12 protein-coding genes and 2 pseudogenes are annotated in these 24,259 nt (G+C 73.1%); 6 read left to right on the forward strand and 8 right to left on the reverse strand.

All coding sequences use genetic code 11. The features are described 5' to 3' along the window. Window positions 1–15 precede the first annotated feature (15 nt). Both ACFVJQ_RS10045 and ACFVJQ_RS10050 read right to left on the reverse strand, forming a co-directional pair. Window positions 16–1,758: an acyl-CoA dehydrogenase family protein gene (locus ACFVJQ_RS10045; protein WP_385782411.1), complete on the reverse strand. Its 1,743-nt coding sequence runs from the start codon at window positions 1,756–1,758 to the stop codon at window positions 16–18. Next, a complete protein-coding gene (locus ACFVJQ_RS10050) occupies window positions 1,755–2,099 on the reverse strand; it encodes an acyl carrier protein (RefSeq protein WP_385782414.1) in 345 nt (114 codons plus the stop codon). Before ACFVJQ_RS10050 ends, ACFVJQ_RS10045 begins: the two co-directional genes overlap by 4 nt. 152 nt (window positions 2,100–2,251) lie before the next feature. Between ACFVJQ_RS10050 and ACFVJQ_RS10055 the strand changes: the two genes are divergently transcribed. Beyond that, the gene (locus ACFVJQ_RS10055) at window positions 2,252–3,052 is read left to right on the forward strand and encodes a thioesterase II family protein (protein WP_385782417.1); all 801 of its coding nucleotides are present in this window, start codon (window positions 2,252–2,254) and stop codon (window positions 3,050–3,052) included. On the opposite strand, the gene ACFVJQ_RS10060 is transcribed toward ACFVJQ_RS10055, so the two are convergent. The 5 genes from ACFVJQ_RS10060 to ACFVJQ_RS10080 all read right to left on the reverse strand — a co-directional run bounded on the left by ACFVJQ_RS10060 (window position 3,020) and on the right by ACFVJQ_RS10080 (window position 16,038). After that, a complete protein-coding gene (locus ACFVJQ_RS10060) occupies window positions 3,020–4,246 on the reverse strand; it encodes a cytochrome P450 (protein ID WP_385509795.1) in 1,227 nt (408 codons plus the stop codon). The two genes, ACFVJQ_RS10055 and ACFVJQ_RS10060, sit on opposite strands and share 33 nt — an antisense overlap. Window positions 4,247–4,293: 47 nt before the next feature. Beyond that, entirely contained in the window at window positions 4,294–5,064 is a 771-nt protein-coding gene (locus tag ACFVJQ_RS10065) for an SDR family NAD(P)-dependent oxidoreductase (RefSeq protein WP_385509797.1), read from the reverse strand. A 37-nt stretch (window positions 5,065–5,101) separates the two neighbouring features. Then, on the reverse strand, window positions 5,102–6,169 hold the full coding sequence (gntD, locus tag ACFVJQ_RS10070) for a guanitoxin biosynthesis L-enduracididine beta-hydroxylase GntD (protein ID WP_385782421.1): 1,068 nt from the start codon (window positions 6,167–6,169) through the stop codon (window positions 5,102–5,104). A gap of 198 nt (window positions 6,170–6,367) precedes the next feature. Next, a complete protein-coding gene (locus ACFVJQ_RS10075) occupies window positions 6,368–12,814 on the reverse strand; it encodes an amino acid adenylation domain-containing protein (protein ID WP_385782424.1) in 6,447 nt (2,148 codons plus the stop codon). After that, window positions 12,811–16,038, reverse strand: a complete 3,228-nt coding sequence (locus ACFVJQ_RS10080; protein ID WP_385782427.1) for an amino acid adenylation domain-containing protein — start codon at window positions 16,036–16,038, stop codon at window positions 12,811–12,813. The genes ACFVJQ_RS10075 and ACFVJQ_RS10080 overlap by 4 nt, the downstream gene beginning before the upstream one ends. 334 nt (window positions 16,039–16,372) lie before the next feature. On the opposite strand from ACFVJQ_RS10080, the gene ACFVJQ_RS10085 reads away from it, so the two are divergent. After that, the gene (locus ACFVJQ_RS10085; protein WP_385509802.1) at window positions 16,373–18,004 is read left to right on the forward strand and encodes an AMP-binding protein; all 1,632 of its coding nucleotides are present in this window, start codon (window positions 16,373–16,375) and stop codon (window positions 18,002–18,004) included. A 67-nt stretch (window positions 18,005–18,071) separates the two neighbouring features. Here ACFVJQ_RS10085 and ACFVJQ_RS10090 read toward each other — a convergent pair whose 3' ends face one another. Beyond that, window positions 18,072–19,091 (reverse strand): diiron oxygenase, encoded by a 1,020-nt coding sequence (locus ACFVJQ_RS10090; RefSeq protein WP_385509803.1) that lies wholly within the window; start codon window positions 19,089–19,091, stop codon window positions 18,072–18,074. Between the two features lie 203 nt (window positions 19,092–19,294). On the opposite strand from ACFVJQ_RS10090, the gene ACFVJQ_RS10095 reads away from it, so the two are divergent. From ACFVJQ_RS10095 to ACFVJQ_RS10110, 4 genes and pseudogenes are all read left to right on the forward strand, one after another. After that, window positions 19,295–20,158, forward strand: a complete 864-nt coding sequence (locus tag ACFVJQ_RS10095; RefSeq protein ID WP_385782432.1) for a thioesterase II family protein — start codon at window positions 19,295–19,297, stop codon at window positions 20,156–20,158. 3 nt (window positions 20,159–20,161) lie between these two features. Continuing rightward, window positions 20,162–21,166 (forward strand): TauD/TfdA family dioxygenase, encoded by a 1,005-nt coding sequence (locus tag ACFVJQ_RS10100; RefSeq protein ID WP_385782435.1) that lies wholly within the window; start codon window positions 20,162–20,164, stop codon window positions 21,164–21,166. Between the two features lie 110 nt (window positions 21,167–21,276). Beyond that, window positions 21,277–22,527 (forward strand): annotated as a pseudogene (locus ACFVJQ_RS10105) (condensation domain-containing protein); the annotation flags it as partial. A gap of 135 nt (window positions 22,528–22,662) precedes the next feature. After that, window positions 22,663–24,027 (forward strand): annotated as a pseudogene (locus ACFVJQ_RS10110) (amino acid adenylation domain-containing protein); the annotation flags it as partial. Window positions 24,028–24,259 lie beyond the last annotated feature (232 nt).

Here is a 24,259-nt window from a genome sequence, read left to right on the forward strand (position 1 = left end):
GAGCCGGCGCACGCCTCACGCCAGGCGGCAGGCGGCCTTGACGGCCTGGAGCGAGAAGTGCTCCGGACCGTCGAGGCACGCGAGCATCAGCTCTTCCAGTCGCGGCAGCAGCGACTCGTCCAGGTCCGCACCCGGCTGGAGACGGGACAGCAGCCGCTGAAGGGCCAGGATCACCCAGGCGGTGCCGACGGGCGCGGTGCGCTCCTCCTCGAAGGAGTACAGCCACGTGTAGAGGCAGGAGGCGGCCGCATGGTGGAGACAGTGCTCCACGGCGACGTCCTGGGCTTCGGCCGTGGCCGCGTCGAGCTCACCCGTGGCGATCAGGGTGTAGAACGCCTTGCGGCGCGTGGACAGTTCATCGAGGACCTTGGTGAGCGCGACCGCCTCGGCGGTCGGCAGCTCCCGCTCGGCGATCAGCCGGGCTCGGGCCACGGCGGGTTCCCAACCCCGGGTGATCTCGTCCTCGCTGGCGTTGGTCAGCCGCAGCGCGCGGCCGGAGGGCTGCCACAAGGGCGCCTCTTCGGACCAGTCGAAGAGGGCGCGCAGGATCGTGTTGCCCTCGCGCGCCGGCCGGTCGGCGACCCGGGCCACCGCGGGCAGTTGCGAGGCGATGCTGTGCAGATTGACGTGCGTGGTGCCCTCGAAGATGCTCGCGATCGCATGGTCGCGCTGGAGCTTCTGGAAGACGCCCGAGGCCACGCCCTCCCGCAGATAGCTGCGCGCCCCCAGCACCCGCGCCGCCTCGGCCACCACCTCTTCGCCGATGGTCGGCACGAGGTACTTGACCACGGACGACCACAGGCTGAGGCGGGAGGGGGCCACGGACAGCGAGCGCGTCACCGGGACCGCGGTGCACTCGGCGATCAGCAGGTCCAGATGGGCCTGGACCAAGTGCCGCCGGATGACCGGGATGTGATAGATCTCCCGGCCGTAGAGCACCCGCTCCCGGGCGTGCCGGAGCGCGATCCGCAGCACCGAGTCCATGGTGCCCACCGAGAGCGCGCCGATCGCCGTACGCGTGATCTGCAGGACCTGGAGGATGCCGGGCAGGCCCCCGCCGGGCCGGCCGAGCAGAGCTCCGTCCGGCACGTGCGTCCCGCGGAACGTGATCCCGCTGAGGTCGTGGCCGCGCAGGCCCACGGTGCGGACGAACGGGTGGTTGTCCCACGTCGACTCGTCCAGCCGGGACTTGTCGAGCAGCAGCAGCGACGAGCCGACGCCCGGCACGTTCGCGTACACCGTGAGGAACCGGCCCCGGGTGGCGTTGCCGACCGGCCACTTCTCGCCGGTGAGGACGTAGCCGTCGCCGTCCGGCACCGCGACCGTCTCGTTCGTCCCGAGGTCGCTGCCGTGGTCCGGCTCGGACACCGCGAAGCACGCGAGGTCCCCGCCGAGCATGCCCTCGGCGACCCGGGAACGCTGTGCCTCGTCGCCCCACAGCCACACCGGGTTGACGCCGAGCAGGGCCGAGCCGAACATCACCGACACGGTCAGATTCCGGCGTGCGAGGACCCGGGTCAGCAGGAACAGCTGCTCCAGGTTCCGCAGGCCACCGCCGAACGCCTCCGGCACGAGGTAGCGGGAGAACCCCCATGAGCGCAGCAGGCCCACCGCACCCGGCGGCAGTGAGCCGTTCTCCTCATGCTCGACGATCTCCGCGAAGCTGAACGGACCGCTCCCGGTGGCCGGATCGCCGAGCATGCTCTCCAGCTCGGCGGCCAGCGCGTAGGAGGGGCGGTCGAAGGCGCGGCCGGTCATGCCGCGGATTCGTCGAGGCCGTAGCGGCCGAAGAGGAGTGTGACCTCGTCCTCGGCGGGCAGCTGCGCGCGGCCGGCTGCCACCTCGGTGCCCACGAAGTCGATCACGTCGCGGACGCGCTCCAGCTTCATGGCCTCCTCGGGGGTCAGCGACCGCAGGCCGTACAGGTCCTCCAGGTTGTAGCCGAGTTCGGCGAGGACGAGGGAGTGGAAGCCGAGGTCGCCGATGAGGCGGTGGTCCGGCTGTGCCACGTCCGGCTTGCGCGGAGCGATCAGCCGGACCATCTCGAGGACCACGGGAGCGACGGCTTCGGTGGCGCTTACGGCGGGGGTCTGAGTCATGGCGCCGACGCTAGGCCCGGCCGTGCGGTGGTCCCAGGTAACGGGCCCGGCAAGCTCTCGGCAACTCGCCCCGGCCGGAAGGTGCTGCTTCCGCCGAAACTGCCGCCGCGCTGCCTGGCCGCCACAGGGCCGCGGCGGTAACGCTGTTCGCCATGACTGCACCAGACCCCGTGACCCCGGCCGCCCGGTGGATCAATGCCCGGTACGCCGTCGGACAGCCGCGCCTGAGGATGCTGTGCCTGCCACACGCCGGAGGCAGCTCCGCGGCCTTCAGCGGCTGGCGGCCGTATCTGCCGGAAGGAGTCGAACTGGCCCCGCTGGAGCTGCCGGGCCGTGGCTCCCGCATCGACGAGCCGGTGCCTGGTGCCCTGGAGCCGCTGGTCGAGGCGCTGCTCGACGGCATACGCGGCGAACTGACGTTGCCGTACGTGCTGTTCGGGCACAGCTTCGGCGCGGTCGTCGCGTACGAGCTGACCCGGCGCATCGAGCGGGAGGACGGCCTGCAGGCGCCGGTCGCGCTGCTGGTGTCGGGCTCCCGCGCACCGCACGTGCCGCTCGGCCGGGAGCCGCTGACGGGCAGCGACGACACACGACTCGTCGCCTGGCTGCGGGGGAGTGGGGGGCTGCCCGAACAGCTCCTGGAATTCCCGGACTTCCTGCGGGACCTGCTGCACGCCGTACGGGCGGACCTGGAGATCGCGGAACGCTATCTGCTCGACCGGCCGGCGCCCGTGCGCTGCCCGGTCGTCGCGTTCGCCGGGGCCGACGACGAGGTGTCCACCCCGGCGCAGGTCGAACCCTGGGGCGCCTACACGTCGGCGCCGCCCCGGATGCGCGTGGTGCCCGGCGGGCACTCCTACCCGCAGTCACACCCGGAGGCGACGCTGACGGCCGTGGTGGCGGAGCTCCGCCGGCTCGGACTACTCGGCGCGCAACGTGACCGGCAGGGCTGACAGGCCGCTGAGGAAGTTGGAGTAGACGTACCGCGGCTCCCCGGCCGGCTCCGCCACGGCGACCAGGTCCCGCAGGCTCTCCAGCAGGGCGGTCAGCTCGGCGCGGGCCAGAAACGCACCGAGGCAGAAGTGCGGCCCGTGCGCGAACGACAGGTGCTTGTTGGGCGTGCGGGACAGGTCGAACTCGTCCGGACTGTCGAAGACCCGCTCGTCCCGGTTGGCCGAGACCATCCAGGTCGTGACGATGTCGCCCGCTTCGACGAACCGGTCGCCGAGCAGCACGTCCTGCGTCGCGGTACGCCCGCTGTGCAGGGCCGGGGTCGTCCAGCGCAGCACCTCCTCCACCGCCGGGGCGGTGGCCGCCGCGCCGGACTTGAGGGCCCGCCACTGCTCCGGCCGCTCCATCAGGGCGTGCAGCCCGCCCACCATGGCGAAGCGGGTCGTCTCGTGGCCGCCCATGATGATGCTGTAACAGTTGAAGACGATCTCCTCGTGCGTCAGCGGGCGCCCGTCGATCTCCCGCGTGACCAGGAGGCTGACCACATCGTCGTACGGCTTCCTGCGGCGCTCGGCGGCCAGCTCCGAGAAGTACAGCAGCAGGCCGTTGCGTGACGACCAGGTCGCCTCCTCGGTGGGCACGCCGTCCGCGGACGACAGGGCCGACGAGGTGAGGGAGATGATGTGCTGCCGGTCGGCGGCCGGCACGCCCAGCAGGTCGCAGATCGCGGCGAGCGGAATGTGCGCGGCGACGTCGGCGGCGAAGTCCACCGTGCCCCGCTCCACCGCCTCCTCGACCAGCCGCCGCGTGCCGCGCCGCACGCTGTCCACCACGACGTCCAGCGACCGCGGCGAGAACGGCTTGAGCAGCGCGCTGCGCAGCGCCTTGTGCGGGCCGCCGTCGGTGACGGCCAGCATCTTCCCGGCCGCGGAGTCGCCGCCGGCGAGCAGGGTGTCGAGCACATTGCCCCGCTCGGAGGTGAAGGTCTCGTTGTCGCTCAGCACCGACACCACGTCGGCGTAGCCGCTCACCACCCAGAACCCGGGGCCGCTCGGTCCCTCCGGCTGCCAGTGCACGGGGGCCTCGGTGCGCAGCCGGCGCCACAGCGCCCCCAGGTCGTGGCGGGCGTGCAGCAGCGGATCGGCGAGATCCACCTCGTCGAGCGGGCCCGGGGCGAGTGCGGGGCGGGTCGTCATGGTCGTAGTCCTCGAACTCGGTTGAATGGCAAGGGCGTTGGCGTGTGTCAGCGCAGGGGCTCGGTCGGGCCGGGGAAGAACGCCGTGGTGGCACCGGCGGTCTCCGCGCCGTCCACGGTGAACTGCTGGCCGGACACGAAGGACGCCTGCGGCGAGGCCAGGAAGTGGAACACGTCGGCGATCTCCTCGGGCGAGGCGTGCCGCCGGGCCGGGATGCGCGCGTTGACCTCGTCGAGCATGGCGTCGGTGTACTCGGCGCGCTGCATCGGCGTCAGCACCGCGCCCGGTGCCACGCATGCCGTGCGGATGAGCGGGGCCAGCTCCACGGCGAAGGTCTGGCACAGCGACGCCACACCCGCCTTGCTCGCGTTGTAGTCGGCGTACAGCGGATAGCCGCGGGAGCCGTTGACCGAGGCCGTGGCCAGCAGCACGCCCGTGCCCGCGCGCAGCATGTGCGGGACGGCGTGCCGCCACAGCGCGAGGACGCCCATGAGGTTGACGTCGAGGGTACGGCGAGCCTCGGCCTCGGTGATCTCCATGATGCCGTGCCGGACGCTGATGCCGGCGTTGGCGACGACCACGTCCAGGCGGCCCCGCTCGGCGGCCACCCGGTCGACGGCTTCGCGCACGCCGTCCCAGTCGGAGACGTCCAGCTTGATCCAGTGGACCTCGCCGCCGCCTTCGCGGGGCCCCGTCACCGTGTCCGGCGCGGGGGGCTGCACGTCGAGGTTGACGACGTGGTCGCCGGAGCGCGCGAAGCGCTCGGCGGTGGCGTGCCCGATTCCGCTGGACGCGCCGGACACGATGACGGTGCGCATGGTGATGCTGCCTTTCGCGTACGGGATGTCGGCCTGGTCAGACGATGACGCGCGGGTTGTCGAGGGCGTAGCCGCTGAAGTTGCGGCGCAGGTTGCGGCTGACGGTGAGCTTCTTCAGCCAGCGGTCGGTGCCGTCGTAGCGGGCGGTGAAGGGTCTGCGGCCGTGCACCGCACGGTAGTTGTCGACGATCAGCAGCGAGCCGGGTCCCACCGCGATGTCCTGCTGGACGCGGTGCAGCTCGGCCATGAGCCGGTCGAGCGCGGCCTCGGCCTCGGCGTCGCCGGGCAGCGCGTCCATGAACGGCCGGTCGATGCGCAGATAGGGGCTCAGCCGGTCGCCGGACAGCACCGCGGTGGGGACCGGGTGCTCGGCCATCTCCCGCAGCCTCGGCAACGCCGGATGGCCGGAGGCATAGGTCTCCAGCTGCCGGATGTGCTCGGTGTCCGGGCGGATGTGGAAGCGTTCCTCGGCGAGCACCGCGCGGTCGCGGTCGCCGAGCCGGGTGTCGCGCACGGACGCGACGATCGTCGGCACCGCGTCGGGGTTGCGCAGCCCGAACAGGAGCAGATAGTCGCAGCGGTTGGGGTGGAAGCCGTCCTCGGTGTGGAACTCCAGCAGAGCCTCGCTGCCGTGGCCGCTCTGGCGGTCCTCGTCGCCCCGGATCGGCAGGATGTTCTGGATGATCCGCCCCTCCTGGAGTGTCACCCAGCCGAACGGGTCCCCGAGCACCAGGCCGCACAGCGCCAGCCACAGTTCCTGCTCGCGGGCCGTCTCGCTGTGGATCGCCTGACGCCAGTGGCCGGGCGTCGGCCCGAGCCGCGCATCGTCCACCGGGAAGCCGTGCACCAGGCAGGCCGCGTTCCGCTCGCTCCTGCGGTACGTCAGCAGGAACGTGCGCAGCCCGGCGGGCAGCAGCTCCTCGGCGGCCAGGGCGCGGTCGTAGAACTCGGGCAGACCGGGCGCCCCGTGGACCTCGCTCAGTTTGGTCGCGGCGGTGCGCAGCTCGGCGACCTCGTCGGAGTCGAGGTGGTACTCGACGGGGGTGTCGAGGGAGTCGGCCGCGGCCCGGGGGGACGCGTCGACAGTCGGATGGGTGGTTGCCATGTGGTGTGTCCTCACCGGGTCGTGACCGCTCGGGTCGTCCGTCGTTCGGTCCTGTGCGGCCCGCGCCTCATCGGGTGCGGCCGGACCGCGTGGTGGTGCGCACTGGACCGGCCGAGCAGGGTCCCGGCCGATGGTGCGGTCCAGTGGTCGTACGGGTGGTGCCGCGCGGTGGCGCATCGGCCACCGGGTGGGAGGCGGCTAGCGCCAGTCCTCTGCGAACCGGTCCAGCTCGGCCTCGTCCAGCTGGATCAGTGGCTCATCGGGCTCTGTCTCAGCGGCGGTGGCGGGGGAGAGCTCCTTGACCGCAGCCGCGAGCGCCGCCACGGTCTTGTGCGTGAACACGTCCCGCGGGGCCACGTCGAGACCGTTCTCGCGGGCCAGCGTGACCAGCTTGATCGAGACGATCGAGTCGCCGCCCAGGTCGAAGAAGCTGTCGTCGATGCCGACCTGCTCCGCCCCGAGCGCCTGCGCGAACAGCGCACACAGCTGCTCCTCACGCGGGGTGCGCGGCGCCCGGCTCTCGCTCGCCGCGGAGAAGTCCGGCGCGGGCAGGGCACCCGGGTCCAGCTTGCCGCTCGGGGTGAGCGGCAGCCGGTCCAGCACGACCACCGCCGCGGGCACCATGTGGTCGGGCAGCACGTCGGCGACCCGCTGCCTCAGCGCCGCGGGCTCGGGCCGGAAATCAGCGACGCCGGCCGCGTACGCCACGAGCTGCCTGCGGCCCGGCTGGTCCTCGCGGACGATCACCACGGCCTGCGCGACCGTCGGATCCCCGGCGAGCACCGCCTCGATCTCGCCGGGCTCGATGCGGAAACCGCGCACCTTGACCTGCTGGTCCGCCCGGCCCAGGTACTCCAGCGAGCCGTCCGCGGTACGGCGGGCCAGGTCGCCGGTGCGGTACATGCGCGCCCCGGGCGGACCGAACGGGTCGGCCACGAAGCGTTCCGCGGTCAGGGTCGGCCGGCGGAGATAGCCCCGCGCGAGTCCGTCCCCGGCGAGGTACAGCTCGCCCGGTGCGCCGGCCGGAACCGGCCGCAGCGCGCCGTCGAGCAGGTAGACGCGGGTGCCGACGACCGCATCGCCGAGCGGCGGCCGGACGCGGCCCTGAAGCGGGCGGCTCATCGTGGCCATGACGGTGGCCTCGGTGGGGCCGTAGGCGTTGACCATGCGGCGGCCCACGGACCAGCGTTCCACCAAGTCGGGCGGGCACGCCTCGGCGCCGACGACCAGCGTGACACCGGGCGGCAGCCCGTCCTCGGGCATCACGGCCAGCGACGACGGCGGCAGCAGCAGCGCGGTCACCTTGTGCCGCGCCACCGTGGCCGCGAGCGCCGGACCCGGCAGCAACTCGTCCGCGGGCGCGGTGACCGCACCCGCCCCGGTCAGCAGCGCGGTCGCCAGCTCCCACACGGAGGCGTCGAAGCTGGGCGAGGCGAACAGCAGCACCCGCTCGTCCGCGCGCAGGTCGAGACCGGCACGCTGCTGCGCGACCAGGGCCGCGATGCCCCGGTGCGGCACCAGCACGCCCTTGGGGCGGCCGGTCGACCCGGAGGTGTAGATCAGGTACGCGCTGTTGCCGGGCCGCAGCGGCGCCACCCGGTCGGCGTCGGTCAGGTCCGTGCCGGAGTACTCGCTCGTGCTCTCCGTGTCCAGGCACAGGGTGCGCCCGGCTCCCGCCTCGGCGAGCAGCCCAGCCGCCCTGCTCGTGGTCAGGACGAGGGCAGGGCGCGCGTCGCCCACGATGTGCTTCAGCCGCTCCAGCGGGTAGCCGAGGTCCAGCGGCAGATAGGCGGCACCGGCCTTGAGTACGGCGAGGACCGCGAGCACGGACCGTCCCGACTTGGGCAGCGCCACCCCGACGACGTCCTCGGGGCCGACGCCCCGTGCGACCAGCGCCCGGGCCAACCGGTTGGCCTCCGCGTCGAGTTCGCCGTACGTCGTCTCCAGCCCGCCGTCGTACACGGCGACGGCGTCGGGCCGCACCCGGACCTGCTCCGCGAAGAGCGCGGGGAAGGTGCTCGGCGGCTCTGGCGCCGGGCCGTGGACGGCGGCCCGTAGCCGCTCGTGCTCCACGTCCGTGAGCAGGTCGAGCCGGCCGAGGGGCGCGGAGGGGGCGGTCAGGAAGCCGTCGAGGACCCGGCGGACCCGGGTGAGCAGGGCCGCGCTCTCCTCCTCGGTGAACAGGTCGGCGCGGTAACTGAGTTCGAGACTCAGCTGCTCGCCAGGCACCACGACCAGGTTGAGCGGATAGTGCGAGGCGCCGGGCACGGGCTCGTCGTCCACGGACATCGTCAGGTCCGGCACCTGCTCCTGGACGGCCGCCCCGTCGAACGGCGTACTGGCGAAGTCGAGGACGGTGTCGAAGAGTTCGCCGACGCCGAGAGACCGCTGCACCTCCGTCAGGCCGATGTGCTGGTAGGGGCGCAGCCCGGCCTGCTGTTCCTGCAGGTCCGTCAGGAGCGCGTCGAGCGGCCGGGCCGGATCGAGCCGTACCCGGACCGGGACGGTGTTCATCAGCAGGCCGACGATGTTCCCGGAGTCCGGCAGTTCGGGCGGGCGGGCGGCGGTGGTCGCGCCGAAGGCGACGTCGTCGCGGCCGAGGAACTGACCCAGCACCACCGCCCAGGCGCCCTGCAGCAGGGTGTTGAGAGTCAGGCCCGCCGCGCGTGCGGCGGCGGCCAGCTCGGCGGTGCGCTCGGCGTCGAGGGCCCGGGTCACCAGGTGCGGCACGGTCGCCGCGGCGGCCTCCGCGTCGGGGGCGACCAGCGTCGGTTCGTCGAAGCCGGCCAGCGCGTCGGTCCAGGCCCGCGCCGCGGCCTCGGCGTCCTGCCCGTCGAGCCAGCGCAGGAAGTCGGTGAACTGTGCGGGGGCGGCGGCCGGGGCGGTGCCCCTGTCGGCGTAGCAGGCGAACAGGTCACGGAAGAACAGGGGGAGCGACCAGCCGTCGAGCAGGGCGTGGTGGTGCGAGACGACGAGCAGATGGTCGTCGTCCGCGAGCCGGGCCAGCGTGACCCGCAGCAGCGGCGGCTCGGCGAGGTCGAAGCGCTGCACCCGCTCGTCGGCCAGCAACTCGGCGATCCGGTCGTGGCGTTCGTCCTCGCCGAGGTGTGAGAGGTCCACCTCCCGCCAGGGCACGCGCACGTCCTCGTGCACGACCTGGACCAGCCGCCCCGAGCCCAGCAGCGTGAACGACATGCGCAGCGCGGTGTGCCGGGCCAGGACCGCATCGAACGCCGCGCGCAGCCCGGCGGGGGAGAGGCGGCCGGCGAGACGCACGGGCGCTTGGGCCGTGTAGACGTCGACGCCGTCCGCGGCCAGCATGGCGTGGAAGTGCATGCCCTGCTGAAGCGGCGTCGGCGGCAGCACCTCGGTGAACGGCCGTCCCAGGGAGTCGAGTTCGGCCCGCTCGGCGTCGGTGAGGGTGAGCAGCGGTCGGGTCGGCGCGGTGGCCTCCGGTGCCTTCTGCTCGGCGTCCCGGGCGGCCTCGGCGAGCCGGGCGATGGTCTTGTGGACGAAGACGTCCCGGGCGCCCACGGCGAGCCCGGCGCGGTGGGCGCGGGCCGCGAGCTGCATGGCGATGATGGAGTCGCCGCCGAGGTCGAAGAAGCTGTCGTCCACGCCGATCCGCTCCCGGCCGAGGACATCGGTGAACACCTCGTGCAGGATGCGCTCCCGCTGGGAGGAGGGCGCGCGGTAGGCGCTCGAGGCCTCGAACCGGGGGGCGGGCAGCGCCTTGCGGTCCACCTTGCCGTTGGGCGTGAGCGGAAAGGCGTCGACCGCCATCACCAGCGCGGGGACCATGTACGCCGGGAGCCGCTCGGCGACGGACGTCCGCAGGGCGTCGGGCCGCACCTCGGCGCCGGGCGCGGCCCGTACATAGCCCACGACGCGCTGCACACCCTTGGCGTCCGCGGACACCGCCGCCACCGCCTGGGCCACCGACTCATCCGCCGCGAGCGCGGCCTCGATCTCGCCGAGTTCGATGCGGTGGCCGCGGATCTTCACTTGGAAATCCGACCGCCCGCGGTACTCCACCACGCCGCCCGGCCGACGGCACCCCAGGTCGCCGGTGCGGTACATGCGCGCACCCGGCGGGCCGAACACGTCGGCCACGAACCGCTCCGCGGTCGGCCCCGGGCGGCCCAGATAGCCGCGGGCGACGCCGTCACCGGCGATGTACAGCTCGCCGACCACACCGTCCGGCACCGGCCGCAGGAACGCGTCGAGCAGGTACACGCGCGTGTTGTCGGCGGGGGTGCCGATCGCGGGACCCGCCTCGGTGCCGCCGTGCCAGAGCATGGCGTCGACCGTGCACTCGGCCGGGCCGTAGAGGTTGTAGACCGAAAGGCCCGCTACACCGTGGAGTTGCGTCCACAGGTCGGCACCGACCTCCTCTCCGCCGAGCGCGAGGACACTCACCCGGTGCCGCCCCCCGGCGTGGTCGAACAGGCCTGCCGCGAGCATCTGCCGGGCGACCGACGGCGTGGTGTCGACGACGTCGATGGCCGCGTCGGTCGCGTGCGCGACCAGTGCGAGGGCGTCCTTGCGGACGGTGTCGTCGACGAGGTGCAGTTCGTGCCCGGCGACCATCCACAGCAGCTGGCTCCACGAGGCGTCGAAGCCCAGGGAGTTGGTGAGGGCCGCACGCAGCGGACGCCCGCCTGCGCGCTCGCGCTCCGGCTCGAAGAAGTTCGCCCGGTGGCTGTGGAACATGTTGACCAGATTGCGGTGCTCGACCGCGACGCCCTTGGGGCGGCCGGTCGAGCCGGACGTGTAGATCACGTAGGCCAGGTGGCCCGGCAGCAGCGCGGCCGGCCGGTCGGCGTCCGTCAGGTCCGAGGCGTCCTCGGGCAGGACCGCCGAGTCCAGCCGCAGCGTCCGGCCGGGTATCCCGTGATCCGTCGCCGCGGTGGTCAGGACCAGGGCCGGCCCGGCCTCCGCGCAGATCGCCGCGATCCGTTCGGCCGGGTACTCGGTGTCGATCGGCAGGTAACCGGCACCCGCCTTGAGCACCGCCAGGATCGCCACCACCGCGTCCGTGGTACGGGGCAGCGCCACGCCGACCAGCCCGCCCGGCCCCGTGCCCTCGGCGACCAGCAGCCGGGCGAGCCGGTTGGCCTCGGCGTTCAGCCGCGCGAAGGTCAGGCCGGTGGTGCCGTCGGTCACGGCCACCGCGTCCGGTGTCGCCCGGACCTGCGCCTCGAAGACCTCCGGCAGCGTCTGCCCCGGGTGCGCCACGATGCGGCCGCCGGCGACCCGCACGATCTCCTGCCGCTCGGCGGGGAAGCACACCGGCAGCTGCCCCGCGGGGAGCTCGGGCCGCTCGGCGATGTCCCGCAGCAGCCCGCACAGCCGCCGCAGTACGTCCGCCGCGGCGTCGGCGGAGTACACGTCCGCACGGTGGTTGAGCTCGAAGCGGAGCCGTTCGCCGGGGTGGACGGCGAGACTCAGCGGGTAGTGGGTGCCCTCGAAGGCCTCGGCGTCGTCGTCGGCGATGTCGCGCAGGAGACCGACGGACAGCCCGGGGACCTCGGCACCGCGGACGGCGCTGTCGACCGGGACGTTCTCGAACGCGACGGTGGTGTCGAAGAGTTCCGTGAGGTCCGCCGCGCGGTGGATGTCGGCCAGGCCCAGGTACTCGTGCCGGGTCAGGGCCGTCTGCTCGTGCTGGATACGCGCAAGCAGGTCCGCCACCGGCTCGGCCGGGTCGATCCGCACCCGGGTCGGCACGGTGTTCATCATCAGGCCCACCATGCGCTCGCTGCCCGGCAGCTGGGGCGGACGTCCGGCGACGGTGTTGCCGAACACCACGTCCTGACGGCCCGTCAGTAGGGTGAGCAGCAACGCCCAGGCGCCCTGGACCACCGTGTTGAGGGTGAGTTCGCAGGAGCGCGCGACGGCGGTCAGCCGGGCTGTGTCGGCCTCGGACAGTTCCGCGACCGCGCGCTGCTGGCCTCGGTCGGAGGGGCCCGTGGCCGCGCCGCCCGCCACCAGCGTCGGACCGTCGAGTCCGGCCAGCGCGGACCGCCAGGCCCGCTCGGCCTCGCCGCGGTCCTGGGCCGCCAGCCAGCCGAGGTAGTCCCCGAACGGCGCCGCGGGCTCCAGCCGGTCGGCCGAGCCACCGTCCCGGTAGATGCGGAACAGGTCGGCGAGGAGCAGTGGCAGCGACCAGCCGTCCAGCAGGATGTGGTGGTTGGTGAGCACCAGTACGTGCCGTTCGGGCGCGAGCCGCACCAGGGTGAAGTGCAGCAGCGGCGGCTTCGCCATGTCCCAGCGTCGTGCGCGGTCGTCGGCGAGCAGCCGAGCGAGCCGCGGCCGCTGCTCGTCCGCGCCGAGACCGGAGAAGTCGACCTCCTCCCACGACGGCTCGACGGTCCGGGCGACGGCCTGCACCGCCTCGCCCGAGCGGCGCCGCAGGAACCCGGCCCTGAGGCTCGGGTGCCGGGCGGGCAGCGCGGCGCAGGAGCGGCGCAGCACCTCCACGTCGAGCGCCCCGACGAGCTCCAGCGGAGTCTGCACGGTGTAGAAGTCGACGTGCCGCTCAGCGGCATCTCCCTCGTCCCGCTCGTCGAAGAGGGCGTGGAAGAGAATGCCCTGCTGCAACGGCGTCAGCGGCAGCACCGCTTCCAGGGATGTCTGTCTCACAGTGTTGTCCCCCACTGGGCTTCGAGCTCGTCGAGTTCGTCCGCGTCGAGCCGCACCAGGCTCTCGGCGCGTGGCAGCGCGGACTCCGGGTCGGTGTCCCGGGCCACCTCGGCGAGCCGGGCGATGGTCTTGTGGCCGAAGATGTCCTTGGCGGTGAGGGCCAGACCGGCCTGATGGGCCCGGGCCGCCAGTTGGGTGGCGGTGACGGAGTCCCCGCCGAGGTCGAAGAAGCTGTCGTCGACGCCGATGCGCGGCAGGCCCAGCACATCGGTGAACACCTCGTGCAGCAGCCGCTCCCGCTGTGAGGAGGGGGCCCGGTACGCACTCGCGGCCTCGAACCCGGGCTCGGGCAGCGCCTTGACGTCCACCTTGCCGCCCGGAGTGCGCGGGAAGGCGTCGAGCACGGTCACGGCCGCCGGAACCATGTAGCCCGGCAGCCGCTCCTCGGCGAAGGCGCGCAACGCGATCGGGTCCGGCACTGCCGTGGCTTCCACCGCCGGTACCACGTAGCCCACCAGCAGCCGCGTCCCCGGCCGGACCTCACGCGCGACGACCACGGCCCCGCCGACGCCCGGAGCCCGGGTGAGGACGCCCTCGACCTCGCCGGGCTCGATCCGGAAGCCCCGCACCTTGACCTGGCTGTCGGCGCGGCCCAGGTACGCCAGCTCGCCGTCGGCGGTCCGGCGGGCCAGGTCGCCCGTGCGGTACATGCGTGCGCCGGGCGGGCCGAACGGATCTGCGACGAATCGTTCCGCCGTGGTTCCGGGCCGCCCGAGGTAGCCGCGGGCGAGCCCGTCGCCGCTCAGGTACACCTCGCCCGGGACACCCGGCGGCACCGGCCGCAGCGCGGCGTCCAGCAGCCTGACCCGGGTGCCGGGGACCGCGCGGCCCATCGGCGGGACGAGCCGGCCGGACAGCGGCCCGGTCTGGGTGGCGATGACCGTCGACTCGGTGGGGCCGTACGCGTTGACCATGTGCCGGCCCGTGGACCACCGCGCGACCAGCTCCGGCGAGCACGCCTCGGCGCCGACGACCAGGTTGATGCCTTCGGGCAGGCCGCCTGGCGGCATCGCCGCGAGCGCCGACGGGGCCAGCAGGAGGCAGGTGACGCCCTGTTCGGCCACCAGGTCCGCGAGCGGCTGCCCGGGCGCGAGCCGTTCGGGCGGGGCGACCACCGCGGCGGCGCCGGTGAGCAGTGCCGTGACCAGCTCCCACACCGAGGCGTCGAAGCTGGGCGACGCGAACTGCAGCACCCGCGTGTCCGGCGTCAGCCGCAGCAGGTCCCGCTGGTGCCGCAGCAGCGCGGCGAGGCCCGTGTGCGGGACGACGACCCCCTTGGGACGGCCGGTCGAGCCCGAGGTGTAGATGACGTAGGCCGGGTGCGCGGTCCGCAGCGGCGCCGGGCGCTCGCGGTCGTCGACGTCGGTGTCGGCCTGCCCACCGAGGCCGGACTCCTGGTCCAGGTACAGCCGCGGCACCCCGGGCGCGAGCGTCGGGTCGTCGGTCTCGCGGGTGGTGAGCATCAGCAGCGGCCCGGTGTCGTCGAGCATCCCGGTCAGGCGCGCCCGCGGATAGCCGAGGTCGACCGGCAGGTACGCCGCGCCCGACTTCAGCACCGCGACCACGGCGGTCAGTGCGTCGGCGCCGCGGGGCAGCGCCACGGCCACCAGACGCTCGGGTCCGGCGCCGCGCGCGAGGAGCTCACGGGCCAGACGGTTGGCGCGGGCGTTGAGCCCGGCGTAGTCGAGGGAGTCGGTGGGCGAGAGCACGGCCGGGGCGTGCGGGGTGCGCCGTACCTGCTCCTCGAACAGCTCCGGGAACGTGCGCGGTGTGACGCCCTCGGCGCCCGTTCCGACGGCCAGCACCCGCTCGCGCTCGTCCGGTGCGACGACGTCCAGCCGGGCCAGCGGGAGGTCGCCCGGAGCGGCGAGGAACCGCGCGAGGAATCCGGTGAACCTCCGTTGGTGCGCGGCCAGTTCGTCCGGGCTGTAACGGTCTGGGTTGGCCTCGAAGTCGAGGCGGGCACCCGTGCCCGCGGGCTCCGGGTGGCAGGTGACATTGAGGTCCGTCACCGGCCCGCCGGACAGCGTGGTCAGGGTCGCCTCCCGCCCGGTGAACGCGGTCTCGGAACCCGCCGGCATGACGTTCACCAGCACCCCGTACAACTGCTCGCCGGTGCCGAGGAGCCTGAGGTCGCGCCGGAGTTCGTCGTACGGGTAGCGCTGGTGCGTGAGCAGTTCACCGAGCCGCCGCGCCACCTGGCGGACCAGTTCCAGGCGGCCTTCGGCGGGACGGACGGTCAGGCGCAGGGGCAGCGTGTTCGACAGCATGCCGGGCGTGTTCCGGGAGCGCGCGCCGAGCCGGGCGGTGACCGGTACGCCGATGGCCAGGTCCTCGGCGCCGGTCATACCGTGCAGATACGCGGCGACCGCGGCCAGCAGTGCCACCGTCCACGGCGCCCGGCCCTCGCGGCCGGCCGTGTGCAGGGCCGTCAGCTCGTCGGCCGACAGCTCCGCCTGCGCGCGCAGGGCGCCTGCCGCCGCGCCCGTCGGGATGCCTGGGGCCAGGCTCGCGGTCTCGGGCCGGTCGGCGAAGGTGCGGTTCCAGTACTCCCGGTCCGCGGTGTGGTCCGCGGAGGCGCGGTACTCCGCCTCCTCCGCGAGCAGTTCCCGCAGCGCGCCCAGCGGCTCGCCCGCCGGATCCGTGCCCGTGGCCAGGGCCTCGTAGTGCGTGGCGATCCGGCGCGAGTGCAGCACCGAGCCGAACGCGTCGGACAGGATGTGGTGGCTGCGCTGGTACCACAGGTAGTGGTCGGGCCCCACGCGCATGAGCACGTGGGCGGACAGAGCATCCTTCATCAGGTCCAGCGGTGTGTTCCGGTCGCCGTCCACCAGCGCACGCGCCGTGGCGAACGGGTCCGGCTCACCGGTGAGGTCGAGCTCCTGCCAGGTGGAGCAGCCCGGCGCCAGGGGGCGTTGGAAGACGCCGTCCGGCCGCTCGACGAACTCGATGTCGAAGGTGCCGCTCTCCGCCTCCGACCGGCGGATCGCACGGCGCAGCAGCTCCCCGTCCAGCGCACCCCGGACCTCCATGACGGCCACGGTGTTGTAGGCCGGGCTGCCGGGGTCGAGGCGCTGGGCGTGGAACACCCCGCGCTGTGCGGCGGTCAGCGGAAGCGGGCCGGTGACGGGAAGCAGTTCGGCGTCGGCGTCGCGTGATGTCATCTGGTTCGTAACCGCTCTCGTGGACTTCCGGGGAACTTCCAAGGCCTTGAGTGGACTTCGTGACCGCGCCACGTCGGCCGGGGCCGGCGCGGATCGGGAGCTGGAACCCCGCTCGATGCTGCATGGCCGGTGCGACGGTCACCAGGCAACCGACCGGCAATCGATGTTGCTGGTCGAACTGCCGCCCGCGGGGGGCGAGTTACCGGGCCCCTGCCTGGCCTCGCCCAGGGCGCGCGCGGAGGCTGACACTCATCGGGCGCGGCGCCCGCCCGCGTGCGAGCCGGCCGTGCCGTGGACATCCCGTGACCGCGCGACACACCGGAGGACGAGGACGTTGGCAATCCCCGACCGGGGCCTGCTCGACTGGCTGGACGAGGCGTCCGCCGAGCGTGGCCTGTACTACGCGAACCGCGGCGACGGCTGGGACTTCTGGTCCTACCGCGCACTGAGGGACCTGGTGCTGAGAACCGCTGCCGCACTGCGAGCGAACGGCGTCGAACACGGTGACGTGGTCGCGCTGGTGCAGCGCTCCGGCCCCGGCTTCGTCGCCACGTTCTTCGGCGCGCTGGCCGCCGGAGCGACACCGTGCACCATCGCCCCGCCGTTCGCCTTCCAACGCGCCGACGACTACGAGAAGCACGCCGCCCACCTCTTCAGCACCGTGCGGCCCAGGATCACGGTGTGCGACGACGAGTCGCTGGAGCGGATCCGCAAGATCTGTGCTGCCGTGGACCTCGCGGAGCCGGCCGTCTTCGACGCACTTGTCGCGGACGCGGAGCCGCTTCAGAGCCCGCTGCCGCTGCCCGAGTCCGCGCTGGTGCAGTTCACCTCCGGGTCGAGCGGGTTCTCGCGCGGCGTGCGGATCTCCGCCGAGGCCCTGCGCACCAACCTCACCGGGATGCGCCGCTGGCTCGGCTGCGCACCCGAGTACCCCGCGATCAGCTGGCTGCCGGTCCACCACGACATGGGCCTGGTCGGCTTTCTGCTCAACGTCGTCGTCACCGGCTTCGACGGGCACATGCTCCAGCCGGACGATTTCATCCGCTCGCCGCTGCGCTACCTGCGGCACATCAGCGAGCAGCGCATCGTCATGACGGCCATGCCCAACTTCGGCCTGTCGTACATCCTGCGCCGCGTCAGGCCCGCCGACCTGGAGGGCCTCAGATTCGACTCGATGCGCTGCGTCATCATCGGCGCCGAGCGCATCGACCCGCAGGTGCTGGTCGACTTCCATGACCTGCTCGGCCCGCACGGACTCGACCGCAGCGCCCTGCTGCCCGCGTACGGCAGCGCCGAGGCGACCCTCGCCGTGACCGGGCTCGCCCCCGGGGAGGGCTGGTCGACGCGCGAGCCGGACGACGGCGACGCCGCCTCGCTCGCCGGAACCGCGGTGGTCGGCTGCGGGCGCCCACTGGAGAACCGTACGGTGACCATCCTCTCCGAGGACGGCGAGGAACTGCCGGACGGGCAGGTCGGAGAGGTCGTCGTCAGCGGTGTGTCCATCGCGGACGGATATGTCGGCGACGCCGGCTCCGCCTCCGGCACCAGCGTGGGCGAACGGCTCAAGACCGGCGACGCGGGCTTCGTGCGCGACGGGCAGCTCTTCGTGATCGGCCGGCTCGGCGACGGCCTGAAGGTCAACGGCAAGATGGTGTTCGCCGAGAGCCTGGAGACCCTGCTGCACCAGCGGGGCATCCCCGAGCGCCGGGCAGCCGTGCTGCTCGGCGTCCGCGACGGCGTGCCGACCGGTGTGGCCGTCTTCGCCGGCGTCCAGGACGGCTGGCACCGCATCGCCCACGAGGTGCTGTCGGAGTGGCTGGGCGACGCCGAACTCCTCGCCCTCGAGGTGCCCCGGGGCGGCATCGCCGTCACCTCCAGCGGCAAGCCGCGCCGCCGGGTCATCTGGAAGGCGGTGTGCTCCGGCGGGTTCGCCGAGTCGACGCGCCCGCTCACAGCCGAGGACTGAACCCGCACACACCACTGCCCCGGCGCGCGTACCGGCGCGCCGGGGCAGTACCGCGAACAGAGGGGCTTCAGCGGACCGCGGCCATCGTCTCCTTGCGCACCAGGTTCTCGGCGAGCAGCAGTTCCCGCACCTTCTCCGAGAGCAGGCCCAGCTGCCGCAGCACATGGATGACCTGCTGGAACAGCAGCTGCCGGTAGGTGGCCATCATCGGGTTGGTCCGGGCGAACAGCACGCCCCGGTCGACGTCGAGGTCCATCCGCTCCCACAGCTCGCGCAGCATGAACCGGCGCGACATCAGACGGATCGCCTCCAGCAGGAAGTCCTCACGATCGCGCAGCTCCGCCGAGGTCACGTCCTGGTACATGCCGGTGAGCATGGTGACGCCGAACGCGATGTGCCGGGCCTCGTCACTCGCCACCATCCGGGTGATCTGCCGGATCAGCGGATCGCCGAAGCCGCTGCTCGCCAGCCGCAGCCCGGTGATCGCGAGGCCCTCCATCACGACCTGCATGCCGAGGTAGACGATGTCCCAGCGGGACTCCGACAGCACGTCGTGCAGCAGCGTCCCGAGGCCGGGATTGACCGGGTAGACGACACCCAGCTTCTCGTCCACGTAGCGGGCGAACGCCTCCACGTGCCGCGCCTCGTCGGCGACCTGGGAGGCGGCGTACGTCTTGGCGTCCATGTCGGGCACCGTCTCGACGAGCCGCGCCGTCGTCACCAGGGCGCCCTGCTCACCGTGCAGGAACTGGCTGCACATCCACGCCTGGTACTCCCAGCGGAACTGGGTGAGCAGTTCACGCGGCACCGGACTGCCCTCGCCCACGACGAACGACGCGAGCTTCGCGCCGTTCTCCTCCGTCAGCTCGGCGCCGAACTGCACGTCGTGGTCCCAGTCGATGTCGGTCGTGGCGTTCCACTGGGAGGCCTTGTTCTTCTCGTACAGGCTCCACACACGGCTGTCGCGCTTGCCGTAGTCCCAGTTCAGACAGGCCCGGGTGAGGGTCTCCACCTCCATCAGATCCGCCTTGACGGATTCCAGGGTGAAGAACGTCGGGTCGGCTGCCTCGTCAGGAAGGGCGGTCATCGGGTTTGCGATCCCCTCGGGCACAGGAGCAGGACTGTTGCGCCGATCCTGGCCGCGCGGCACGCCCCGCTCCAGGCAGGCGCTGGGCAACTGGGCGGCAGACCTGTTGCCGGTCGGCGTGCCTGGTCCGGGCGGTGCCGGACTCCCACGATGAACCCCGCGGGCCACCGCCCCGAAGAGCGCCGGCCGACGAAAGGAGCGGGATGCGAACCCATGCCGCCGCACGACCCTCCCACCCCGCGCACACTCCTGCGCGAGGCGTGGACAGTCCGTGGATCGTCGGCCGGGTGACCGCACCCGGCGCCCGCCTGAGGCTGATCTGCCTGCCGCAGGCGGGCGGCAGCGCCGCTTCGTACGCCCCCTGGCGGCTCACTCCGCCACCCGGCGTCGAACTCGCCACGGTGGAACTGCCCGGCCGCGGCGTCCGCAGCGCCGAGCCGCTGCCGGACACCCTCGAAGAGCTCGCCGACGCCGTGCTCGACGGCATCGCCGACGAACTGAGCGGCCCGTACGCCCTGTTCGGGCACAGCTTCGGCGCGCTCCTCGGCTACGAACTCGCCCTGCGCGTCCGCCGGCGCGGTCTGACCCCGCCCGCCGCGCTGTTCGTCTCCGCGTCCCGGGCCCCGCACACCCCGGTGCTCAAGCGGGTCTCGCACCTCGACGACCGGGGCCTGCTCGACTGGCTCGAGGGCTTCGGCGGCTTCCCGCCCGGCCTGCGGGGCTACCCGGCGTACCTGCGCTACGCCCTGCGCACGGTCCGCCGCGACCTGGCGCTGGCCGAGGCGTACGTCAGTGCGGACCCGGTGTCGCCGGGCTGTCCGCTGCATGTGCTCGGCGGCGCGGACGATTCGCTGGTGAGCCGGGACCGGCTGGAGCGCTGGAGCGAGTGCGCCTCGGACGGTTTCACGCTGCGGCTGCTGCCCGGTGGGCACGACCACCTGTTCACCGGGGCGGAGCGGACGCTCGGCGCGGTCGCGGACGCACTGGGGCTGTTCGGCACGGCGGCCGACGGCCGGGTCGCGCATCACGGGCCGGGTGAACCGGGCCCCTTCCCCAGGGAGTTGTGAGGATTGAAGGACCTGAACGGCATCATCGTGATCGAGGCGGACGGCGCCGAGCTGGGAACGTTCGTGCACCGGCACGCCCCGGCCCTGAACGAGGCCGTCGCCACCGCCGGGGCCGTGCTCGTCACCGGCGCCGAGGCCGAGGGCGTCGGCGGCTTCCAGGGGGCCCTGGACGCACTGGGGTTCCGGCCGCTCGCGTACACCGAACGCTCCACGCCGCGCAGCGAGGTCGGCGACGGGGTGTTCACCTCCACGGAGTACCCGGCCCGCGAGGTGATCCCGCAGCACTGCGAGTCCTCGTACGCCGGCGCCTGGCCCGGACGCCTGGCCTTCTACTGCGCCACCCCCGCCCGGACCGGCGGCGCCACGCCGATCACGGACGTCGCGCGGGTCCTGCAGGAGATCCCCGCCGAGGTGGTCGACGCCGTGGGGACGCGGGGCCTGCGCTACGTACGGAACTACGGCAGCGGCGTCGGCCTCGACTGGCGCGAGGCGTTCCAGACCGACAGCCGCGAGGAGGTGGAGGCCTTCTGCGTGGCCGGCGGCCTTCAGTGGCAGTGGCTGGACGACGACCGCCTGCGTACGGTCCGCAATGCCCCCGCCACCGCCGTGCACCCCCGGACGGGCAGGCGGATCTGGTTCAACCACCTTGTGCTGTTCCACCAGTCCTCGCTGCCCGGCACCCTGCGCACCGACCTGGTCGGACTGCTCGGCGAGGACGCGCTGCCCAACGACGTGCTGTTCGGCGACGGTTCGCCGATCCCCGACGACATGGTCGCCGCCGTCCGCTCGGCGTTCGAGCGGCATGCGGTGCGCTTCGACTGGCGGCGCCACGACCTGATGATGATCGACAACATGCGCTGGTCGCACGGCCGGGAGGCGTTCACCGGGGAACGCCGCGTGCTGGTGTCCATGTCGGACCTGATCAGCCGGGCAGACCTCGCCACCGCACCGGCCGGACGCCAGTCGTCGTACGCGCCGCTGACCGCCTCCGGGAAGACCTCACAGTGAAGACCGCACACGAGCCGAAGAACACCGGGACGCAGAACACCGGGACACCGCGTGAGGGCACCGAGTCGCCCATCGAGGCCGTGCTGCCTCTCACCCCGCTTCAGGAGGGCATGCTCTTCCACGCCCTGTACGACCCGGAGGCCACGGACGTCTACACCATCCAGGCCCCGTTCGAACTGCGCGGCGACGTCAGGGCCGAGGCGCTGCGGGCGGCCTGCGCCGCCACCCTCGCGCGGCACACCGTGCTGCGGGCGGGCTTTCGCGAGCGCGCGAACGGGCAGCCGGTGCAGCTGATCCGCCGCACGGTGGCCACGCCGTGGACGGAACTCGACCTCTCGGCCGAGGACGAGTCCGGACGACGGAAGAAGTTGCTGGGCTTCCTGGAGGAGGAGCGGCAGCGCCGCTTCGACATGGCGGCCCCACCGCTGATGCGGTTCGCGCTGGTCCGCCTTGCCGAGGACCACTACGCCTTTGTGCTGACGTACCATCACATCCTGCTGGACGGCTGGTCGTTGCCGCTCGTGCTGGAGGACCTGTTCACGCTCTACCACCGCGACACGGGTGGCGAGTTGCCCGCAGGCACCCCCTTCACGGACTATCTGCGCTGGCTCTCCCGCCAGGACCGGTCCGCAGCCGAGGCGGCCTGGCGGAAGGCGCTGGAGGGCCTGACCGAGCCGACGCTCGTCGCCCCCGGCGCGCCGCAGGCCGGTGACGAGGCGATGCCCGCACTCACGTACGTCACGCTGCCCGAGGACACCAGCGCGGCGCTGACGGAGACCGCCCGCGCGCACGGGCTCACGCTCAACTCCGTGGTCCAGGGCGTCTGGGCGTTGCTGCTGTCGGTGCTCACCGGCCGGGACGACGTGGTGTTCGGGCAGACCGTGCACGGCCGCCCGGCGGACCTGCCGGGCGCCGGCTCGGTGGTGGGTCTGCTGATGAACGGTGTTCCGGTCCGGGTGCGGGTCGACCCTGCCGAGACGCTGGCTGCCCTCTTCGCACGCGTCCAGGACGAGCAGCTCGCCCTCGCTCCGCACCACCATCTGGGGTTGGCCGAGGTGCGGCGCCTGGCCGGCCTCGATACGCTTTTCGACACCTCCACCGGCTTCGGTGACGCGCCCCTCGGCTGGGACGCCCTGCGGGACGCCGTGCCCGGCCTGCGGATCGTCCCGCTCGCCGAGGCGGACGACGCGGCCGCGACCGGCCTGCAGGAGATCACGGGAGCCACCCACTATCCGCTCAGCGTCGTCGCCGTCGCCGGGCTCCGGCTGCGCCTCAACCTCAGCTACCGCAGGGACCTGTTCGACGACACGCGCCTGGAGCTGATCTGCTCCCGCCTGCGTCTGCTGCTCGACACCTTCGCGCACGCCCCCGAGACCCCCGTGGCGCACCTGAACCTGCTCACCGACGACGAGCGCGAGCGGGTGCTCGGGGAGTGGGGCCGCGGCTCCGGCGACCTGCCCGAACCGGCCACGCTCACCCGGCGGTTCGAGGACCAGGTGCGCGCCACCCCCGACGCTCCGGCCGTCGCCGACGCGCACCGTACGCTGACCTACCGCGAACTCGACGAAGCCGCAGGCCGGTTGTCCCAGCTCCTCGTCGAGCGGGGCGTCACGCCGGGTGACCTGGTCGCCGTGGCGCTCCCTCGCGGTTCCGACCTGCTCGTGGCGCTGCTCGCCGTGTTGAAGGCGGGCGCCGGTTATGTGCCGGTCGACCTCGCCTACCCGGCGGAACGCATCGCGTACATGCTCGACGACGCCGCGCCCTCCGCCGTGGTCTGCGCCGACTCCGCCCACCCCGTGCTCGCCGCGCACCCCGCGGTGGTTCCGCTCGGCGACCCGGCCGTACGGTCCGCGCTCGCGGACCTGCCCGCGGACACCCCGGACGTGGAGATGAGCCCCGCCGACACCATCTACGTCATCTACACCTCGGGGTCGACCGGCCGCCCCAAGGGCGTCGTGGTGGAGCACCGCACGGTCGACGGCTACCTCGCCTTCGCCCGTTCCGCCTACCCGGGCCTCGCCGAGCAGGCGCTGGTGCACTCGCATCCCTCGTTCGACCTCACCGTCACCGGTCTGTTCGGCCCGCTGACCATGGGCGGTCTGGTCCGCTTCGTCGACCTCGCCGACTTCGACGCCCCGGCGGGCGCCGAGGACCGCCCGCCCGCCTTCGTCAAGGCCACACCCAGCCATCTGCCCGTGCTCGACGCCTCCGACGACTGGTACTCGCCGACGAGCGAACTCGTCCTGGGCGGCGAGCAGTTGACGGGAGAGGCGCTCGCCCGGTGGCGGTCCCGCCACCCTGACGTGACGGTCGTGAACGAATACGGCCCGACCGAGACCACCGTCGGCTGCATGGAGTACCGCATCGAACCCGGCACTCCCCTGCCGCGGGGCGGTGTGCCGATCGGCGGTCCCGTCCCGGCCGCCCGGCTCTACATCCTGGACTCCTGCCTGCGCCCGGTCCCGCCGGGCGTCCCCGGCGAGCTGTACATCGGCGGCGACGTCCTCGCGCGCGGCTACGCCGGCCGCCCGGGGCTCACCGCGGCCCGCTTCGTCGCCGACCCCTTCGGCGTGCCGGGCTCGCGGATGTACCGCACCGGCGACCTCGTCCGGTGGCTGCCCGACGGCACCATGACCTACGGCGGGCGCACCGACGACCAGGTCAAGATCCGCGGCTACCGCATCGAACTCGGCGAGGTCGAGGCCATGATCGGCGGCGACCCGGCGGTCGCCCAGGTCGCCGTGGCCGTACGCGAGGACCGGCGTGGGGAGCCGCGCCTGGTGGCGTACGTCGTTGTGGTGGCCGGCCGTGAAGCCGACCTGGCGGGCCTGGAGGAACGGGTCGCCGAGCGGCTGCCCGCGTACATGGTCCCATCGGCGTTCGTCACCCTCACCGCGCTTCCGGTCACGCCCAACGGCAAGGTCGACCGGGCGGCACTGCCCGCGCCGGAGGAGGCCGGGAAGGAGCGGACGACCACGTCCGAGGACCCGCCAGACCTCGCGGGCACCCTCGCCCGGCTGTTCGCGCAAGTGCTCGGTCTGGACGCGGTAGGGGCCGAGGACGATTTTTTCGCTCTCGGTGGTGATTCGATCA

Source organism: Streptomyces sp. NPDC127197 (genome assembly GCF_042672405.1).
GTDB classification, from domain to species: domain Bacteria; phylum Actinomycetota; class Actinomycetes; order Streptomycetales; family Streptomycetaceae; genus Streptomyces; species Streptomyces flavusporus.

Coding starts and splice junctions, on each gene's coding strand:
- ACFVJQ_RS10090 (WP_385509803.1), bottom strand. CDS start 19,091: ATGACCGCCCTTCCTGACGAGGCAGCCGACCCGACGTTCTTCACCCTG.
- ACFVJQ_RS10045 (WP_385782411.1), bottom strand. CDS start 1,758: ATGACCGGCCGCGCCTTCGACCGCCCCTCCTACGCGCTGGCCGCCGAG.
- gntD (WP_385782421.1), bottom strand. CDS start 6,169: ATGGCAACCACCCATCCGACTGTCGACGCGTCCCCCCGGGCCGCGGCC.
- ACFVJQ_RS10080 (WP_385782427.1), bottom strand. CDS start 16,038: ATGACATCACGCGACGCCGACGCCGAACTGCTTCCCGTCACCGGCCCG.
- ACFVJQ_RS10060 (WP_385509795.1), bottom strand. CDS start 4,246: ATGACGACCCGCCCCGCACTCGCCCCGGGCCCGCTCGACGAGGTGGAT.
- ACFVJQ_RS10095 (WP_385782432.1), top strand. CDS start 19,295: ATGCGAACCCATGCCGCCGCACGACCCTCCCACCCCGCGCACACTCCT.
- ACFVJQ_RS10065 (WP_385509797.1), bottom strand. CDS start 5,064: ATGCGCACCGTCATCGTGTCCGGCGCGTCCAGCGGAATCGGGCACGCC.
- ACFVJQ_RS10055 (WP_385782417.1), top strand. CDS start 2,252: ATGACTGCACCAGACCCCGTGACCCCGGCCGCCCGGTGGATCAATGCC.
- ACFVJQ_RS10050 (WP_385782414.1), bottom strand. CDS start 2,099: ATGACTCAGACCCCCGCCGTAAGCGCCACCGAAGCCGTCGCTCCCGTG.